This is a genomic window from Shumkonia mesophila (assembly GCF_026163695.1).
GTDB classification, from domain to species: Bacteria; Pseudomonadota; Alphaproteobacteria; order Rhodospirillales; family Shumkoniaceae; genus Shumkonia; species Shumkonia mesophila.
In genome coordinates, this window is sequence record NZ_JAOTID010000001.1 from 433,423 (window position 1) to 451,280 (window position 17,858).

18 protein-coding genes are annotated in these 17,858 nt (G+C 69.3%); 1 reads left to right on the forward strand and 17 read right to left on the reverse strand.

The window, feature by feature from the left end; genetic code table 11:
- Nucleotide 1: 1 nt before the first annotated feature.
- The 14 genes from infB to ODR01_RS01945 form a co-directional block, all read right to left on the reverse strand.
- Nucleotides 2–2,653, reverse strand: coding sequence for a translation initiation factor IF-2 (gene infB / locus ODR01_RS01880; protein ID WP_316975892.1), 2,652 nt, complete (start codon nucleotides 2,651–2,653; stop codon nucleotides 2–4).
- Entirely contained in the window at nucleotides 2,650–3,336 is a 687-nt protein-coding gene (locus ODR01_RS01885) for an RNA-binding protein (protein WP_316975893.1), read from the reverse strand. Before ODR01_RS01885 ends, infB begins: the two co-directional genes overlap by 4 nt.
- 20 nt (nucleotides 3,337–3,356) lie before the next feature.
- On the reverse strand, nucleotides 3,357–4,931 hold the full coding sequence (nusA, locus tag ODR01_RS01890) for a transcription termination factor NusA (RefSeq protein WP_316975894.1): 1,575 nt from the start codon (nucleotides 4,929–4,931) through the stop codon (nucleotides 3,357–3,359).
- Nucleotides 4,928–5,419 (reverse strand): ribosome maturation factor RimP, encoded by a 492-nt coding sequence (gene rimP / locus ODR01_RS01895; RefSeq protein ID WP_316975895.1) that lies wholly within the window; start codon nucleotides 5,417–5,419, stop codon nucleotides 4,928–4,930. Before rimP ends, nusA begins: the two co-directional genes overlap by 4 nt.
- 164 nt (nucleotides 5,420–5,583) lie before the next feature.
- A complete protein-coding gene (trmB, locus tag ODR01_RS01900; RefSeq protein WP_316975896.1) occupies nucleotides 5,584–6,291 on the reverse strand; it encodes a tRNA (guanine(46)-N(7))-methyltransferase TrmB in 708 nt (235 codons plus the stop codon).
- The gene (metK, locus tag ODR01_RS01905) at nucleotides 6,288–7,463 is read right to left on the reverse strand and encodes a methionine adenosyltransferase (protein WP_316975897.1); all 1,176 of its coding nucleotides are present in this window, start codon (nucleotides 7,461–7,463) and stop codon (nucleotides 6,288–6,290) included. Before metK ends, trmB begins: the two co-directional genes overlap by 4 nt.
- 266 nt (nucleotides 7,464–7,729) lie before the next feature.
- On the reverse strand, nucleotides 7,730–8,224 hold the full coding sequence (locus tag ODR01_RS01910) for a helix-turn-helix domain-containing protein (protein ID WP_316975898.1): 495 nt from the start codon (nucleotides 8,222–8,224) through the stop codon (nucleotides 7,730–7,732).
- Nucleotides 8,225–8,364: 140 nt separating this feature from the next.
- Nucleotides 8,365–9,948, reverse strand: a complete 1,584-nt coding sequence (gene lnt, locus ODR01_RS01915; protein ID WP_316975899.1) for an apolipoprotein N-acyltransferase — start codon at nucleotides 9,946–9,948, stop codon at nucleotides 8,365–8,367.
- Nucleotides 9,949–9,952: 4 nt separating this feature from the next.
- Nucleotides 9,953–10,855 carry a hemolysin family protein gene (locus tag ODR01_RS01920; RefSeq protein ID WP_316975900.1) on the reverse strand — a complete coding sequence of 301 codons (903 nt, stop codon included), beginning with the start codon at nucleotides 10,853–10,855 and terminating at the stop codon, nucleotides 9,953–9,955.
- 7 nt (nucleotides 10,856–10,862) lie between these two features.
- Nucleotides 10,863–11,390 carry an rRNA maturation RNase YbeY gene (gene ybeY, locus ODR01_RS01925; RefSeq protein WP_316975901.1) on the reverse strand — a complete coding sequence of 176 codons (528 nt, stop codon included), beginning with the start codon at nucleotides 11,388–11,390 and terminating at the stop codon, nucleotides 10,863–10,865.
- Nucleotides 11,371–12,414, reverse strand: coding sequence for a PhoH family protein (locus ODR01_RS01930; RefSeq protein ID WP_449441444.1), 1,044 nt, complete (start codon nucleotides 12,412–12,414; stop codon nucleotides 11,371–11,373). Before ODR01_RS01930 ends, ybeY begins: the two co-directional genes overlap by 20 nt.
- Nucleotides 12,411–13,760, reverse strand: a complete 1,350-nt coding sequence (gene miaB, locus ODR01_RS01935; protein WP_316975902.1) for a tRNA (N6-isopentenyl adenosine(37)-C2)-methylthiotransferase MiaB — start codon at nucleotides 13,758–13,760, stop codon at nucleotides 12,411–12,413. Before miaB ends, ODR01_RS01930 begins: the two co-directional genes overlap by 4 nt.
- Nucleotides 13,761–13,884: 124 nt before the next feature.
- Nucleotides 13,885–14,265: a transcriptional repressor gene (locus ODR01_RS01940; protein ID WP_316975903.1), complete on the reverse strand. Its 381-nt coding sequence runs from the start codon at nucleotides 14,263–14,265 to the stop codon at nucleotides 13,885–13,887.
- Between the two features lie 142 nt (nucleotides 14,266–14,407).
- Nucleotides 14,408–14,830 carry a MucR family transcriptional regulator gene (locus tag ODR01_RS01945; RefSeq protein ID WP_316975904.1) on the reverse strand — a complete coding sequence of 141 codons (423 nt, stop codon included), beginning with the start codon at nucleotides 14,828–14,830 and terminating at the stop codon, nucleotides 14,408–14,410.
- A 93-nt stretch (nucleotides 14,831–14,923) separates the two neighbouring features.
- Between ODR01_RS01945 and ODR01_RS01950 the strand changes: the two genes are divergently transcribed.
- A complete protein-coding gene (locus ODR01_RS01950) occupies nucleotides 14,924–15,196 on the forward strand; it encodes a sulfurtransferase TusA family protein (protein ID WP_316975905.1) in 273 nt (90 codons plus the stop codon).
- On the opposite strand, the gene ODR01_RS01955 is transcribed toward ODR01_RS01950, so the two are convergent.
- From ODR01_RS01955 to ODR01_RS01965, 3 genes are read right to left on the reverse strand one after another with little or no spacing between them, the layout of a single operon-like run.
- A complete protein-coding gene (locus tag ODR01_RS01955; RefSeq protein WP_316975906.1) occupies nucleotides 15,193–15,678 on the reverse strand; it encodes a GNAT family N-acetyltransferase in 486 nt (161 codons plus the stop codon). The genes ODR01_RS01950 and ODR01_RS01955 overlap by 4 nt on opposite strands.
- 4 nt (nucleotides 15,679–15,682) lie before the next feature.
- Nucleotides 15,683–16,396, reverse strand: a complete 714-nt coding sequence (tsaB, locus tag ODR01_RS01960; RefSeq protein ID WP_316975907.1) for a tRNA (adenosine(37)-N6)-threonylcarbamoyltransferase complex dimerization subunit type 1 TsaB — start codon at nucleotides 16,394–16,396, stop codon at nucleotides 15,683–15,685.
- Nucleotides 16,397–16,408: 12 nt separating this feature from the next.
- The gene (locus tag ODR01_RS01965) at nucleotides 16,409–17,773 is read right to left on the reverse strand and encodes a hypothetical protein (RefSeq protein WP_316975908.1); all 1,365 of its coding nucleotides are present in this window, start codon (nucleotides 17,771–17,773) and stop codon (nucleotides 16,409–16,411) included.
- Nucleotides 17,774–17,858: the final 85 nt, after the last annotated feature.

Here is a 17,858-nt window from a genome sequence, read left to right on the forward strand (position 1 = left end):
CCTAGAGCTCGCGCGCCACCTCTTCGACGTCGAAGCACTCGATGAAGTCGCCGACCTGGATGTCCTGGTAGTTGGCGAACGCCATGCCGCACTCCATCCCGTCCTTGACTTCCCTGGCATCGTCCTTGAAGCGCTTGAGCTGCGAGAGGCTGCCCTCGTGGATCACCACGTTGTCGCGCAGCAGGCGGACCTTGGCGCCGCGCCGCACGATGCCTTCGGTGACCATGCAGCCGGCGACCTTGCCGACCTTGGTGATGGAGAACACCTCGCGGATCTCGGCATAGCCCAGCAGGTTCTCGCGCAGCGTCGGCGCCAGCATGCCGGACAGCGCCTGCTTCAGGTCGTCGAGCAGGTTGTAGATGATCGAGTAGTAGCGGATCTCCAGCTTCTCGCGTTGCGCCATATCGCGCGACTGGGCGTTGGCGCGCACGTTGAAGCCGATGATCAGGGCCTCGGACGCCTTGGCGAGCGTCACGTCGGACTGGTTGATGGCGCCGACCCCGGCGTGCAGGATGTCGATCGCCACCTCCTCGGTGGCCAGCTTGCGCAAGGCCGTCGAGATGGCTTCGACCGAGCCGTGCACGTCGGCCTTGAGCACGATCGGCAGCCGGCGCGTCTGGCCCTTGTCGATGTTGAGGAACATCTGCTCCAGCGAAATCCGCCCGCTCGCCTGGACCCGCACCTTGCGGGACTGGCTTTGGCGATACTCGCTGATCTCGCGGGCCCGCTGGTCGTTCTCGACGACGATGAAGTCGTCGCCGGCCGCCGGCGTCGAACTCAGGCCCAGCACCTCGACCGGCACCGACGGCCCGGCCTCGTCGACCTGGCTGCCGTGGGCCGAAACCAGGGCGCGCACCCGGCCCCATTCCTCGCCGGCCACGAAGACGTCGCCGACCTTGAGCGTGCCGCGCTGCACCAGGACGGTGGCCACCGAACCGCGGCCCGCCTCGATCTTGGCCTCGATGATGGCGCCCTCGGCCGGGCGCTCGGGGTTGGCCTTGAGGTCGAGCACCTCGGCCTGGAGCAGGATGGCTTCCTCCAGCTTGTCGAGGTTCATGCGCTTCTTGGCCGAAACCTCCACCGCCAGCACGTCGCCGCCCACCTCTTCGAGGAGGACCTCGTGCTGCAACAGGTCGTTGCGCACGCGCTTGGGGTCGGCACCCGGCAGATCCATCTTGTTGATGGCGACGATGATCGGCACCCCGGCCGCCTTGGCGTGGCTGATCGCCTCGATGGTCTGCGGCATGATGCCGTCGTCGGCGGCGACCACCAGGACCACGATGTCGGTGACCTTGGCGCCGCGCGCCCGCATGTCGGTGAAGGCGGCGTGGCCGGGGGTGTCGATGAAGGTGATCTTGTGGCCGGCCTTGGTCGTTACCTGATAGGCGCCGATGTGCTGGGTGATGCCGCCGGCCTCGCCGGAGACGACATCGGTTTCGCGCATGGCGTCCAGAAGCGAGGTCTTGCCGTGGTCGACATGGCCCATGACGGTCACCACCGGCGCCCGCGGCTGCAGGCTGGCGGAATCGTCCTTCTCGCCCTTGAGCCCGATTTCGACGTCGGAGTCGCTGACGCGCTTGATGTTGTGGCCGAACTCGGTGGCGACGACTTCCGCCGTATCGGCGTCGATGGTCTGGGTGGCGGTGGCCATGACGCCCATGCGCATCAGGGCCTTGACGACGTCGACCCCGCGCACGGCCATGCGGTTCGCCAGTTCCTGGACCGTGATGGTTTCCGGAATGATCACGTCGCGAATTACCTTTTGCGGTTCATTGCCCTGGGTGCGCCGTTTCTGCCGTTCCTTCTCGCGGGCACGGCGCACGGAAGCCAGGCTGCGCGTTCTCTCCTCGTCCTCGCTCAGGGCTTCGGCGATGGTCAGCTTGCCGGCCCGCCGCCGGCGTTCGCCGGCCCGCTTGCCGGGCGCGGCCGGCCGTTTGACCTCGACCTTGGCGGCGCCGCGCTTCGATTTGGCAAGCTCGTCTTCGTCCTCTTGCTCGCCCTTCACCTTGTCGGCCTTGCGGGGCGCGACCTGGGCCTCGAGCGTCTCGTCGGGGAGCGCGACCGGGATGACGGGAGCGGCAGCGGGCGCCGCCGGCTCTTCCGCGGCGCACGGCGTCGCCGCCGCGCCTTCGGGTTCGTCGGCCTTGCCCTCGCTCCGCCGCAGGGCCTCCTCCTCGGCGCGCAGGGCCGCCTCGGCGGCCTCGCGCTCGGCGCGTTCGGCCGCTTCCTTGGCTTCCTCGGCTTCGCGGACGGCCCGTTCCTCGGCCTCCTGGACGGCGCGCTTGCGCGCCTCCTCGTCGGCCTTGCGGGCATCGTGCAGCGCCTTGAGCCGCGCCGCCTTTTCCTCTTCGGTCAGGTTGGGCACCCGCGCCAGCTGCGCGGCGTCCTCCGCGGCGTGGTCGATCTCGACCGTCTCGACGCCGGCGGGAAGCCCCTCCGTTCCCTCTTCCTCGGGCCCGACCTTCTTGAGGCGGCCGTCGGCGTCCTGCAGGTAGGTACGCTTCTTGCGCACCTCGACCGTCACCGACTTGGAGCGGCCCCGCGAAAAACTCTGACGGACCTGGCCGGCCTCAATCGTCTTGTTGAGCACCAGCTTGCCGGGTCGTGAAAGCCCCAGCCGTCCCTTCTTTTCTTTGCCCGTGGTCTCGGTCATCTCAATCCGTTCGCGTTACCGTCCGGCTCCGTGTTGCACACTCGTCCCGCCCCCGGCTCGGCGGCGCCGGGCGAACGGAACCCCGCCAGCCTCGCCGCCTCGCTCAGCAGCTTGTCGGCGATCGGTCCCGGCGCCAGCACCGCATGCACGGCATGTTGGCGCCCCAGGGCCGCCCCCAGCTCCTCGCCGGAAAAAAGCTCGATCACCGGCACGTCCGGCGCCAGCGCCGCAATCTTCTCCCGCCCGTTCGCCGCGCCCTCGGCAGCCGCCAGTACGACGCCGGCCCCGGCTCCGCGCAGGTAACCCTTCACCTTCTCGAAGCCCACCACCGCCTGGCCGGCCCGCCTGGCCATCCCGATAAGGTCGAGACACCGCCTAGCCAGGAGACGCTCGATCTCCGCATCCAAGTCCGCCGCTACCGTCACCGGCGCACGGGCGGCCTTGGCAAAGAGCTTCTTCGCGCAGGCTGTCTTAACCGTATCGCGCCTTGCGCTCAACCAAAATCCCCGACCCGGCAGACGCCCGGCCACATCCGGGACCACCGAACCGTCCGGCGAAACGACGAAGCGGATCATCGTTTCGACCGGCCGCGTCGCCCCCTCGACCAGGCACCGCCGCCACGGCCCCGGACCTTCCGGGTCGGCGGCGGGGGCAGCGTTTCGCTTGCGGGCGGAGTGCGCCATAGGCTGTGCCGCCGGACCGGTCAGGCGGCACCCTCCGCCTGTTCGTCGGCGCCGCCCTCGGCCGGTTTTTCCTCGCCTTCGAACCAGTGGGCGCGGGCCGCCATGATCGCCTTGTCGGCGGCCTCGGCGTTCATCGCGCCATTGGGCGCGATCTCCAGCAGTTCATCGCGCGCCAGGTCGGCCAGGTCGTCCAGCGTCTTGACCCCGGCCTCGCCCAGCGCCACCAGGATGGCGGCGGTCAGGCCCTCGATCTTGGCCAGGTCGTCGCTGACCTCAAGCTCGCGCCGACGGCGCGTCATCTCTTCCTCCTGGGTGGCCAGATAGGCGCGCGCCCGTTCGCGCAGTTCCTCGGCGATGTCCTCGTCGAATCCCTCGATTTCCGTCAGGTCCTCGACCGGCACGAAGGCCACCTCCTCGATCGAGGAGAACCCTTCCGTCACCAGAAGATGGGCAATCACGTCGTCGACGTCGAGGGCCTCGGCGAACAACTTGGACAGCGCGTTGAATTCCTCCTGCCGGCGCTCCGATTCCTCGGCCTCGGTCAGGATGTCGATGTCCCAGCCGGTCAACTGCGAAGCCAGCCGCACGTTCTGGCCGCGCCGGCCGATGGCCAGGCTCAGCTGGTCGTCCGGCACCACCACCTCGATGCGATGCGCCTCCTCGTCCAGCACCACCTTGGCCACCTCGGCCGGGGCCAAGCCGTTGACGATGAAGGTGGCGGGATCGCCCGACCACTGGATGATGTCGATTTTCTCGCCCTGCAATTCACCGACCACCGCCTGCACGCGCGAGCCGCGCATGCCGACGCAGGCGCCCACCGGGTCGATGCCCGAGTCGTTGGACAGCACGGCGATCTTGGCGCGCGAGCCGGGATCGCGGGCCACCGACTTGATCTCGATGACGCCGTCGTAGATCTCGGGCACTTCCTGGGCGAACAGCTTGGCCATGAACTGCGGATGGGTGCGCGACAGGAAGATCTGCGGTCCCCGCGCCTCCTCGCGCACGTCCATGATGTAGGCGCGCACCCGGTCGCCGTTCGAGAAGTGCTCGCGCGGGATGCATTCGTCGCGCCGGAGCAGCGCCTCGGTCCGCCCGAGGTCGACGATGACGTTGCCGAACTCGACCCGCTTGACCAGGCCGTTGACGATCTCGCCGATGCGGTCCTTGAATTCCTCGAATTGGCGTTTGCGCTCGGCCTCGCGCACCCGCTGAACGATCACCTGCTTGGCGGTCTGCGCGGCGATGCGTCCGAAATCGATGGGCGGCAGCGGATCGATCAGGAATTCGCCCAGCGCGGCGTCGGCCTTGCGCTTGCGGGCGGCCTCCGGGGTGATCTGGGTGGCCTCGTTCTCGACCGGGTCGGCGACCTCGAGGTAGCGGGCCAGCGCGATGGCGCCCGTCGAACGGTCGATCGTAGCCCGGATGTCGTGCTCGTGGCCGTATTTCGAACGGCCGGCCTTCTGGATCGCCTGTTCCATGGCCTCCAGAACTTCGTCGCGCTCGATGCCCTTGTCCCGGGCCACGGATTCCGCGACCTGCAGGAGTTCCGGGCGAGCGTGCACGGCATCGGTTTCAATGGTGCTTTTGCTGCTCATCGTCCCTGTCGTCCTTCTGACATCCCGAGCAATTCCTCGGTCAAAACCAGCTTCGCCTTGCTGATGGCGGAAAAGGGCACGGCGATATCCTCGCCCTCCACCGACACGCGCACGACATCCCCCTCTACCCCCAACACCCGGCCGCGAAAGCGGCGGTGGCCGCTGACGGATACGTTCGTCTCGATCCGCGCCTCGTGCCCGGCATACCGCTCGAAGTCGCGGAGCCGCACCAACGGGCGGTCGATTCCCGGCGAGCTTACCTCCAGCGTGTAGGCCTCGACGATCGGGTCCTCGACATCGAGGATCGCCGAGATGGCGCGGCTGAGGTCGGCGCAATCGTCGACCACCATGGCCTGGCCGTCCTGACGTTCGGCCATCACCTGGAGCCGCAACCTGTCGCCACCCGACAGCTGCACGCGGACGATGGAAAAGCCCATCCCCTCCACCGCCGGGGCGATCAACTGCTCGATGCGCTCCGTCACGCTCATTCTACCACAGTCCTTCCCCCAAGGGGATCGAACGTCCTTGCCTAAAACACGAAAGGCGGGCCGCCGGCCCGCCCCATCAAACCCACCTATGTACGAGTTCAACGAGACTTCTATTAAGCATCGTTGGCGCAAATATAGTCATCCGCCCCGCAAACTCAAGAGCTTTATGGGCGCGTCCGGCGCCGAAAGGTAAGGTAGACGCAGCGCCGGCCGGCAGCCTTGGCCTTGGCCTCGTAGCGGGTTTCGCACCATCCCGGCGGCGGCCGCCGCCAGTCGTCCGGCCGCACCGCCGTCCACGCGAAGGCGGGATGACCAAGAAGCCTCTCCAGGGCCCAGCGGATATAGTCCATGTCGTCGCTGGCGAAGCGCAGCTCGGCCCCGTCGGCCATGACCCGGGAGAGGGCGTCGAGAACCTCCGGCCGGATGAACCGGCGCTTGGCGTGGCGCGCCTTCGGCCAGGGGTCGGCGAACAGCACGAAGACCCGGGCGATGCCGGCGTCCGGCAGGCGGTCGATGACCAGCCGGGCGTCGTCGTCGAGCACGCGCACGTTGGCAAGGCGGCGGGCCTCGATCTGGGCCAGCAGGCTGGCCACCCCGTTGACGAAGGGCTCGCAGCCGATGAAGCCGACCTCGGGGTGGGCCTCGGCCTGGGCCGCCAGGTGCTCGCCGGCCCCGAAGCCGACCTCCAGCCACACGGCCTCGGGCCGGCCGGGGAACAGCGCCCGGGGGTCGATGCCGCCCGCGTCCGGCAAAGGAACCCTGAGCACCGGCAACACCTCGTCGAGAAGCTGCCGGCGGCTCGGCTTGAGGCTGCGGCCGTAGCGGCGGCCGTAGGACCGGTTGGCGAGGCGGGGGTCCGGAACGGCGCTCACTTGGCGCCGAAGGCCGCCTTCAGGTCGTCGACCAGGTCGGTCCGCTCCCACGAGAAGCCGCCGTCGGCCTCGGGCGTCCGGCCGAAATGGCCGTAGGCTGCGGTCCGGGCATAGATCGGGCGGTTCAGCTTCAGGCGCTCGCGGATGCCGCGCGGCGACAGGTCGACCATGTCCTGCAGCACCGTGGTCAGGCGGCCGTTGTCGACCTTGCCGGTGCCGTGGGTCTCGACATAGACCGACAGCGGCTTGGAGACGCCGATGGCATAGGCCACCTGGATGGTGCATTTGTCGGCCAGACCGGCGGCGACCACGTTCTTGGCGACGTAGCGCGCCGCATAGGCGGCCGAGCGGTCGACCTTGGTCGGGTCCTTGCCCGAGAAGGCGCCGCCGCCGTGGGGAGCCGCGCCGCCATAGGTGTCGACGATGATCTTGCGGCCCGTAAGACCGCAGTCGCCATCGGGCCCGCCGATGACGAAGCGGCCCGTCGGGTTGACGTAGAAGTCGGCTTCCGGGCACATCCAGCCCTTGGGCAGCACGTCCAGCACGTACGGGCGGACAATCTCGCGGACCTGATCCTGATCGAGCGCGTCGGCATGCTGGTGCGACACCACCACCGAGGTGGCGCGGACCGGCCGGCCATTCTCGTAAAGCAGCGTCACCTGGCTCTTGGAATCGGGCAGCAGGCCGGAAATCTTGCCGGACCGGCGGTCGTCGGCCAGGCGCCTGAGGATGGCGTGGGCGTAGAAGATCGGCGCCGGCATCAGCGCCTCGGTCTCGGTGCAGGCATAGCCGAACATCATGCCCTGGTCGCCGGCCCCCTCGTCCTTGCCCGCCGCGGCATCGACGCCCTGGGCGATGTCGGCCGACTGCGAATGGACGTGAACCTGGACCTCGGCCTTCTGCCAATGAAAGCCGTTCTGCTCGTAGCCGACCCCGCGCACCGCGTTGCGCGCGATGTCTTCCAGCCGCTGGCGGGTGATCGAGCTTGGACCGCGCACCTCGCCCGACAGCACGATCAGGTTGGTGGTGCACAGCGTCTCAAGGGCCACCCGCGACGCGGGGTCTTCCTTGAGGAAAGCATCGACGACGGAATCCGAGATCAGGTCGCAGACCTTGTCCGGATGGCCCTCGGAGACGGATTCACTGGTGAAGAGATAGTGGGATTGCGACACGGCCAAAACCCTCCTGTGCCCGGTTTCAATATCCTGGACCGAGGGCTTTGGCATCTCTTCGGCATGGGCATGAAGATGCCTTCAGGGCCCACTTAGCACCTGTTTTTTACGTGGCGGCAAGCGGTCCAAATCCATCCACGGCCGCGCGCAAGGTCGCGCGGCGGGCGATTTTGTCGCAGGGTTTAACCCATGCGTCAAGAGGTTTCGCCCGCCGCGTGCGACGGCGTTCGGTTGCCCGAAAAACGGACCCGGACCGGAACCCGGACTTACTCTTCGACCAGGGCGCCGGACAGGGACTTCGTCAGCTCGAAAAGACGCTTGCGAACCTTGGGGTCCAGGATCTTGTAGTAGGCACGGACAAGTTCCAGGGTTTCCCGTCGGGCCAGCGGATCGGGCTCGTAGGTCGACTGTTCGTGCTCCTCGAGGGCCCGCGCGCGGACCCCTTCGGGTGTCTTGATGTCGTCCGGCATGTCGTCGAAGAAGAACGACACCGGCACATCGAGAACACGGCTCAGCTCGAACATCCGGCTGGCGCCGATGCGGTTGGCCCCACGCTCGTACTTCTGGATCTGCTGGAAAGTCAGGTTGACTGCCTCGCCAAGCTTTTCCTGGCTCATGCCAAGGAGGGTTCGGCGCAGCCGGACCCTGGAACCGACATGAACATCGATGGGATTGGCGACGCCGGGCGGCAGTCTTTTTTCCTTGAAGTTGCGGCGAGTTGCCCGGGCCCCGCTTTTCGCGGTGGTAATTTTGTTGTTCATTTTATTAAAACTTTTCAATCTTGAACGGTGGTTGAAATGCCACTCTCAGGCGGCCGCAAGATAGGAGAAAAGGACGGCTCGGGTCAATACGATAATGAATCCGGAAATCTGCAAGAAACGGCGGTCTTTCTACCGAAAGTTCAAGCCGGCCGCCGCCGCGAGCCCCACCAGCCGGCGGCGGCCGCCCCACCGGCGAGGGCCAGGACCAACAGACCGCCGAAGCGGGCATAGGGCGGCGGAACGGCAAGGGCGACGGGAAGCGGCGCGTCCAGCACGCCGGTCTCGCCGAGGCCGAGGCGGGCCACGGTCCGCCCGTGGGCATCGATCACCACCGAGATCCCGCCGTTGGCCGCCCGCACCAGGGGCAGGCCCTCCTCGACGGTGCGCATGCGGGCCGCCGCCAGGTGCTGGTAGGGCCCCGAGGAGAGGCCGAACCAGCCGTCGTTGGTCAGGTTCAGCAGCCATTGCGGCCGGGCGTCGCGGCTGGCCACGGCGCCGGGAAAGATGACCTCGTAGCAGATCAGCGGGCTCACCGGCGGCAGCCCCGGCAGGCTCAGCGTTTCCAGCCCGCGGCCGGCCGAGAAGTCGGTGCGCCCGGCGGTCAGCTTCTTGAAGGGAATGAGGCCGCGCAACGGCACGTATTCGCCGAACGGCACCAGATGGACCTTGTCGTAGGTGCCGACGATGCGTCCTGTCCCGTCCAGCGCCTCCAGGCTGTTCCACACCTCGAATTGCGGCTGCGGGGCGGCCGTGGTGCGCGGCGCGCCGACGATCAGCAGGCCGCCTTCCGGCACCGCCCGGGCCAGGAAGGCCCGCCGCTGGGGGTCGTTGGCAAGGAAGAAGGGAACCGCCGTCTCGGCCCAGATGACATGGGTCGGCGGAACCGCCGGGGCACCGTTGCCGGGGCCGCGCCGGCTCATCTCGACCTGACGCACCAGATGGCGGTCGCGCAGTTCGGGGACCCACTTGAGCTGCTGGGGAATATCGGGCTGCACCAGGCGCAGCCGCACGCCCTCGACCATCGCCGCCGGGCCGGCTCCGGCCAGCCGGGCCTCGCCGCCAACCCACAGCAGGGCCAGCGCGGCGCCGCCGGCGGCCAGCAGGGCCAGGCGCCGGCGGGGCGCCAGGGCGTCGTCGCCGGCCACCGCCGGCAACGCGGCGAGAACGACGGTGATCAGGCCCAGGCCGTAGGTGCCGATGACGGCCGCCGACTGCAGCATCGGCGGCCACGCCGCCCACACGGTGCCGGTCAGGTTCCAGGGAAAGCCGGTGAAAAGCCAGCTGCGCACCCACTCGCCCAGGGTCCAGGCGGCGGCCAGCAGAAGAACGGCGCCCGGCCCCCTTCCCTTCAGCGCCCGCACCAGGGCGGCGGCGGCGGCCGGAAACAGCGCCATGCCGGCGGCGATGCCGCCGATGGCGAACGGAATCAGCCAGCCGTACGTCTCGGGTTCGACCAGAAGCGCATGGGCGATCCAGTAAAGGCCGACGGCGAAATGGCCGAGGCCGAACCACCAGCCGATGGCGAAGGCGGCGCCGACGCCCGGGCTGGCGACGATCAGCCACAGCCAGCCGGCGAAGGCCGGCACCAGCAGCGGCACGGCGTGCAGGGGCGGCAGGGCGGTCGCCGCCAACGCGCCCAACAACACGGCCAAACCCCGGCGGCGCCATCCGCCGAGGCCGGTCAGCCGGCGGCTGAGGCCGGCGCAGGCTGGCCAGGCCTCCATCCGTTCAGCCCGCCGCGCCCGGGATTTGCGGGCGGCGCACGCGCACCCGCTTGACGCGGCGCGGGTCGGCCTCGACGACCTCGAACTCGATGCCCGACGGGTGGCCGATCAATTCGCCGCGCATGGGCACGCGCCCGGCCAGGGCGAAGACGAGGCCGCCGATGGTGTCGACCTCTTCGCGCTCCTCTTCGCTGACGAAGGGGCCGACCAGCTTTTCCAGGTCCTCGAGCGAGACGCGGGCCTCGGCGTCGAGGATGCCGCCGGCGCGCTCGATCAGGGCCGGCTCGTCGTGGATGTCGTGCTCGTCCTCGATCTCGCCGACGATCTCCTCGACCAGGTCCTCGATGGTGAGCAGTCCGTCGATGCCGCCGAACTCGTCGACGACGAGCGCCATGTGGCAGCGCTTGACGCGCATCTCGAGCAGCAGGTCGGGCACCCGCATGAACGGCGAGACGAACAGCACGGGACGCATGGTCTGGGCCAGCGAGAACTCGGCCTCGCGGCCGTGCCAGGCGACGACGTCCTTGATGTGGACCATGCCGCGGGCGTCGTCCAGGGTCTCGTGATAGACCGGGATGCGCGAATGCTCCTCGCGGATCATCAGTTGGATCAAGTCCTCGTAGGGAGTCTCCATCTCGACCGCCACGATGTCGGCGCGCGGCACCATGACGTCGCGCACGTCGCGGTCCCTGAGGTCGAGGATGTTGGCCAGCAGCCGACGCTCGTCGGCGTTGATCGGCATCTCGGCCTCCTCGCGCTCCTCGATCAACTCTTCCAGGGTGTCGCGGGCCGAGATGTCGCCGTTGCGGCGAAACCGGCGCAGCCAGCCGCGCAGGGCATCGAGGAAACTGGCGTCGTGGGAGGTCCCGGGCTCGCCGGGCCGACTAGGGCACGCTTCGTCGTTCATTGGGTCATTACTGTCCTTCGGCGCCTTCCGCGTAGGGGTCGGCCACGCCAAGCCCCTTCAGGACCCGGATCTCGAGTCCTTCCATTTCTTCCGCCTGGGCCGCACTCGTGTGGTCGAAGCCGAGCAGGTGAAGCATACCATGGACGACGAGATGACTGAAATGGTCGGCCAGCGGCTTGCCCTGGGCCGCTGCCTCGGCCGCCGTGGTCTCGTAGGCGAGCACGATGTCGCCCAGCAGTACCGGCGCCCCGCCGGGGGCCGGGCCGTCGCCGTCGAGGTTGGCGAACGTGAGCACGTTGGTCGGTTTGTCCATGCCCCGATAGTCGCGATTGAGGCCCTGCACCAGCGCGTCGTCGGCCAGCACCAAACTGGCCTCGGCCGGCAGCCCGGCGCCGCGGCCGGCCGCGCGGGCGGCGGCAAAGGCGGCCAGTGCCGCGGCGCGGCCCCGCGCCTCGGCGTCGGGCAAGGCCTCGATCCACGACGGGCACGGGGCCGCGACGTCGATCTCGGGACCGTCAGTCGTCGTCGGCGTCATGGTTACCGTTCTTCTTCTCATAGCGGGCGGCGGTGCGCCGCTTGGCCTCTACCGCCTCGTAGGCCTCGACCATGCGCGCCACCAGCGTATGGCGCACCACGTCGGCGGCGCCGAAGCGCACGAAGGCAACGCCTTCGATCCCCTCCAGCACCTCCAGCGCGTCGCGCAGGCCCGAACGGGTGCCGCGCGGCAGGTCGACCTGGGTGAGGTCGCCGGTCACCACCATGCGCGAGTTCTCGCCCAGGCGGGTCAGGATCATCTTCATCTGCACGGCGGTGGTGTTCTGGGCCTCGTCGAGAATGACGAAGGAATTGGCCAGCGTGCGGCCGCGCATGAAGGCCAGCGGCGCCACCTCGATCTCGCCGTTCTCCAGGCGCTTGGCGACCTGGGTGGACGGCATCATGTCGTGCAGCGCGTCATAGAGCGGCCGCAGGTAGGGGTCGACCTTCTCGCGCAGGTCGCCGGGCAGGAATCCCAGCTGCTCGCCGGCTTCCAGGGCCGGGCGCGACAGGATGATGCGGTCGACCTCGCCCTTGATCAGCCGCTCGACCGCCTTGGCCACCGCCAGATAGGTCTTGCCGGTGCCGGCCGGGCCCAGCCCGAACACCAGCTCGCAGGCATCGATGGCCTTGAGGTAGTCGGCCTGGGTCGCCGAGCGCGGCGAGATCAGGCGCTTACGGGTATGGATGACGAGGTCGTCCTCGGGGCGCGCCGCGCCGCCGTTGCCGACCGCCAGGCGGACCGCCGCGTCGACTTCGTCGCGGCCGACCGGCAGGCCGCGCCGCAGACGGTCGTAAAGGCCGGTGAGGCCGGCCTTGGCGGTGGCCACCGCCTCGGGGGCGCCGACGATGGTGGCCTCGTTGCCGCGCGTGTGGATGGCGACGTCGAGGCGCTGCTCGATGCGCGCCACATGGGTGTTGTGATAGCCGAACAGCTGGATGACCAGGGCGTTGTCTTCGAATTCCAGGTGTTCGGTCCGGGTTTCCTCGGCGACCGGCATCGGATGGCGCGAGCGCGGGTTCACGCGGCGGCTCCCACGGCGATGGGCACACCGGCCAAGCTGTTGGCGTAGCCGGCCTCGATACGCAGATCGACGATGGCCCCCGAGAAGGCGCTCGGCACCTCGGCGTGCACCGGCTGCATGTAGGGGCTGCGCCCCAGAAGCTGGCCGGCATGCTTGCCGGGACGGTCGAAAAGGACCGGCAGCACGCGGCCGACACAGCCGCGGTTGAAATCGAGCTGCTGGGCGTTGAGCAGATCCTGCAGGGCCGCCAGGCGCTCCTCCTTGACGGTCTCCGGCACCTGATCCTTCATCGCCGCGGCGGGGGTGCCGGGCCGCGGGCTGTACATGAAGGAATAGGCCTGCGCGAAGCCGACGTCGCGAACCAACCCCAGGGTTTCCTCGAAATCGGCCTCGGTCTCGCCCGGGAAGCCGACGATGAAGTCCGACGACAGCCCGAGGTCGGGACGCGCCGCGCGCAGCCGCTCGACCAGGCGGCGGAAGGCGGCGGCGTCATGGCGGCGGTTCATCGCCGCCAGGATGCGGTCCGAGCCCGATTGCACCGGCAGATGCAGGAAGGGCATCAGCGCTGGCACCTCGGCGTGCGCCGCGATCAGCTCGTCGGTGACGTCGGCCGGATAGGAGGTGGTGTAGCGGATGCGGTCCAGCCCGGCGATTTCGGCCGCCGCGCGGATCAGCCGGCCCAGGCCCCATTCGCCGCCGTCGGGCGCCTGGCCGTGGTAGCTGTTGACGTTCTGGCCCAAGAGCGTGATCTCGCGGGCGCCGGCCGCCACCAGGCGCCGGGCCTCGGCCAGCACCGCCGCCGCCGGGCGCGAGTATTCGGCGCCGCGCGTATAGGGGACGACGCAGAAGGTGCAGAACTTGTCGCAGCCCTCCTGGACGGTGAGGAAGGCCGCCGCGCCGTCCACCCGGGCGGTTTCCGGCAGGTGGTCGAACTTCGGCTCGGAGGGAAATTCGGTGTCGAGCTGGGCGCCGCCGGCCCGGCTGGCGCGGGCCACCATCTCGGGCAGGTGGTGATAGGCCTGGGGGCCGAACACCATGTCGACATAAGGCGCGCGGGCCAGGATCTCGGCCCCCTCGGCCTGGGCGACGCAGCCGGCGACGGCCAGGATCAGGCGGCCGCGCCCGGCCGGCCTTTCGGCCTTCAGGCGGCGCAGCCGGCCCAGTTCGGAATAGACCTTCTCGGCCGCCCGCTCGCGGATGTGGCAGGTGTTGAGGATGATCATGTCGGCGTCGTCGGGCGTTTCCGTCGCGATGAAGCCAAGCGGCGCCAGAACGTCCGCCATGCGGGCGGAATCGTAGACGTTCATCTGGCAGCCGTAGGTCTTGATGTGCAGCTTTTTCGACAAGGAAATCAAACATGTCCCGGGGCGCTGGCGGCGCCCCCGTCGGTCATTCCCTCCGTAGTGCGTTCCCTCGACGGATCATCCGGCCGGGGGCGGAGCCGTCGGCCGCGGTGGATGCAATCGGCCGTCACGGCTTCTTGGCGTCGAGCGGCACCCCGTACAGTTCCAGCCGATGGCCGACCAGCCGGAAGCCGTGCTCGGCGGCGATCTTTTCCTTCAGCGCCTCGATCTCGTCGTTCTGGAATTCGATGACGCGGCCGCTTTGGATGTCGATCAGATGATCGTGGTGCGAATCGGTGATCTCCTCGTAACGGGAACGCCCGTCACCGAAATCGTGCCGCTCCAGGATGTTGGCTTCCTCGAACAGGCGGACGGTGCGGTAAACCGTGGCGATGCTGATGCGCGGATCGGCCTGGGTCGCCCGCCGGTAAACCTCCTCGACGTCGGGATGATCCTCGGCGTCCGAGAGAACGCTGGCGATGACCCGGCGCTGGCCGGTCATCTTCATTCCTTTTTCAATGCACAGTTGTTCGATTCGCGATGGCGCTGCCATATCCATTCACCTCGTCGAGGAAAACCAGTTGCGAGACATTATTACATCATGGCGCGGAGTGCCAGCCCGGACCGCCGGCACTCGGGCCCCGGCCTTTTCACGCCTTGCCGCCCTGGCCCTTCCTGGCCTTGGTGCCCAGGCCGATTTCCTTGGCCAGGGTGCTGCGGTGCTTGGCGTAATTGGGGGCGACCATCGGATAGTCGGCCGGCAAGCCCCATTTCTCGCGGTATTCCTCGGGTGTCATGTTGTAGGCGGTCTTGAGGTGCCGTTTGAGCATTTTCAGCTTCTTGCCGTTTTCCAGGCAAACGATGTAGTCCGGGAAAACGGAGCGCTTGATCGGCACCGCCGGCTTGGCGGCTTCCGGCACTTCCGGGACCTCGCCCAGGCTGCTCAAGGTCCTGTAGACATCGCCGATCAGACCCGACAGGTCGCCGACCGGGAGTGTATTGCTGCTGACATGGGCAACAACAATCTCGGTGGTCAGCTCAAGCAACTCGTTCAATGAAGGTTTTTCCGACATTCGAAATTCTTCCGCTGGTGAGGAATATACCGCGTATATAAATACTATCTCTTCCCCGGGCAACACAATCGGACACGAAATACAGCACTCGCCATGAAAAAAGACGATGTTGACTTTCACCTGGACATCACCGGCCAAGTCTGTCCGCTGACCTTCGTGCGCACCAAGCTGATGATCGAGCGCATGGCGCCCGGCCAAGTCCTGGCGGTGCGCCTCAAGGGGGCGGAACCCTTGAAGAACGTCCCGCGCTCGGTGGGCGAGCTGGGCCATACGATCCTCTCGCTGGCCCCCGAGACCCCCGGCGGCGGCGACGGCGACGTCCATCTGCTGGTGCTGCGCAAGGAAAAAGGCGCCAAGGGCGCCTAGCCGGCAAGGTCGAGGCTCAGCACGAGGGCGTCCTCGGCCGCTTCGTCCGGCCGCGCGTAATAGGCCGGCCGGCGCCCGGCCTCGCGAAAGCCGCGCGAAAGGTAGAGGGCCCGCGCCGCCCGGTTGCCGACGGCGACTTCGAGGAACACCCGGCGGATGCCGGCGCCGCCCAGGCGGGCCAGCGCGGCGTCGAGCAGACGGCCGCCGACGCCGCCCTGCCGTTGCGCCGGGCGCACGCCGACCGACAGCACCTCGGCCTCGTCGGCGGCCGCCCGGATGAGGATGAAGCCGGCCGGCCCGTCCGCCGCCTCGGCGATCAGGGCGAAGGTGCCGGGCGTGCCGAGGAGGGCGCCCAAGGATTGGGCGCTCCAGCCGCCATCTGCGAAGCATTCGGCCCGCAACCGGGCGAGGAGGGGGGCGTAGGCGGGGCCGGCCTCGACGACCGCAAGGCCGCCCCCCCGGTCCGGCGACGGCGGCGCCATGGCGTCAGCCCCTCAGGCCGCGGCTGTTGGCCGACAGCGTGACGTCGGGCGCCCGCAGGTAGAGCGGCTCGGGCGGCAGCGCCGGCCGGCCGGCCTGGCTGCGGCCGGCGGCGATGGCGGCGACCCGGGCGGCGTCGGGAAGGCCGGGGGCGGCGCTCACGCGGGCCTCGATGCCGGCCCCGGCCAGCGCCTCGGCGGCGCGGAGGGCGGCGTCGCCGGCGACGACGACGGGCCCGCCCGCCAGCAGGCCGGCGAGATCGGCGGGCAGCACGGCCCCGGGCTCGGTGAGCGGGACGAGAGCCGCCGAGAAGACCTGGGCGTAAACGTCGGCCCGCTTGGCGTCGAGCGCGACGAGGACGGCGGCGCCGTCGCGCTCGGATTCGGGCACGTTGGCGGCGACGGCCTCGAGCGTTGTGACGCCAAGGCACGGCAGATTTGCCGCCAGCGCCATGGCGCGCGCCGCCGCCAGGCCGATGCGCAGGCCGGTGAAGGCGCCCGGCCCGACGGTGGCGGCCACCGCGTCGAGGTCGGCGAAGGTGAGCCCGGCCTCGGCCAACGCGGCGACGACCATCGGCATCAGGGCCTCGGACTGGCCGCGTACCATCGGCTGCAGGCGCCGCGCGCGGATCGTCCCGTCCGCCCAGACGGCGACCGAACAGGCGGCGGTGGCGGTATCGAGGGCGAGGATCTTCATCGGCTTTGCGTCAGCGGTGGCCAAGGGAACCCCATCCTAGAGGATCGCCAGGTGGCGCGTCACCAGGATCACCGCGGCCAGCAGCGCGGTGCCGGCGACGCCGTAGGGGCCGCTGCAGAACCACGAGATCCGCCAGGCCGACAGGCCGCCGACCCGGCGCATGAAAAGCGTCGTCCCCGAGAACGGCGACACCACCGCGCCCAGACCCCACATGGTGACGAGGGTGGCGCAGAAGAGGGCCGGCGGCAAGCCGAGCAGGGTGGGCGGCAGCACGTCGCCGATCACCACCACCGGCACCAGCGGATGAATGCCGGCCAAGCTGAGCAGCAGCATGGCCGCCAGGACGAGGACGATCAGGCTGTCCGGCGACAGCTGGGCGGCCTCGATGGCCCGGCCGACCAGTTCGGCCGGCAGGGCGGCGACGACGCCGGCGCCGAACAGGTTGGCGGCCAGGAACAGCAGGATCTCGCCGCGCAGGCCCGGCAGGCCGCCGACCACGCGCCTGGCCAGGTCGGCCACCGCCGCCGCGGGCGGGGCCCGCCCGGCCGTCAGGCTCACCGTCCAGACGGCGGCGTAGACGGGCACCACCAGCCCCAGCGCCACCGGAATGGGCATGGCCCAGGCCTCGATCAGGCCGATGACGATGACGAACAGGCTGACCGGAACGGCCGCCATCCGCCAGCGGAAGCGGGGGACCGGCGCCGCCGGGCCGGGATGCGCGCCGACGCCGTCCGGCCGCCGGTAGAACAGCCGGTCCATGATCCAGCTCAGCGCCGTCAGCATCAGGGCGGCGGCAAAACCGAGGGGGGCGACGTCCGACCACGCCAGACCCGGCACCACGGAGAGGCCGACGCTCATCGCCACGAAGAAGGGCGTCCAGCACGAGGCGGCGGTGAAGCCCTGGGTCAGGGCGCGGGTGAACCGATCGCGCAGGTTCTCCGAGGTCGCGCCCTGAAGGACGCCTGCCATCAGCGAGATGCCGGCCAGGTTGAGCACCGAGCCCAGGGCGTGCGCCACCGTCAGCAGGACCGGGAAACGGCGGCCGGCCGGCTGGCCGAGGGCCAGTTCCTGGGCCGCGCGCAGGCTGGGGCTGGCGTTCGCCGGCACCCGCAGCCAGGCGATGGCGGCGAACAGCAGGAAGAACGGCTGGGTGCGGTGGATGGCGGTAACGATGGCCCGTCCCGGCTCGCCGCCGGCCACCGCCGCCGCCAGCCCGGCGGCGCCCAGCGCGCAGGCGGCGACGATCTCGGCCATCGGCGCGCGGCGCACCTCGAGGAGGACGAACAGCACCAGCAGGGCCATCGGCACATAGCCGACGGCGGCGACGCCCAGGAAATGGTCGGCGATCGTCAGCACGAAGACGAAGACGGCAACCCAGGAAGAAAGGGTGAGCGGGGTCATGGAAGGTCCTGCGCGAGCGGTCGTCCGGCCGGGGCGGGTTCGGTGCCGATCGATGCAATCGGGGCCTACCCTCGTTCCCCTACTC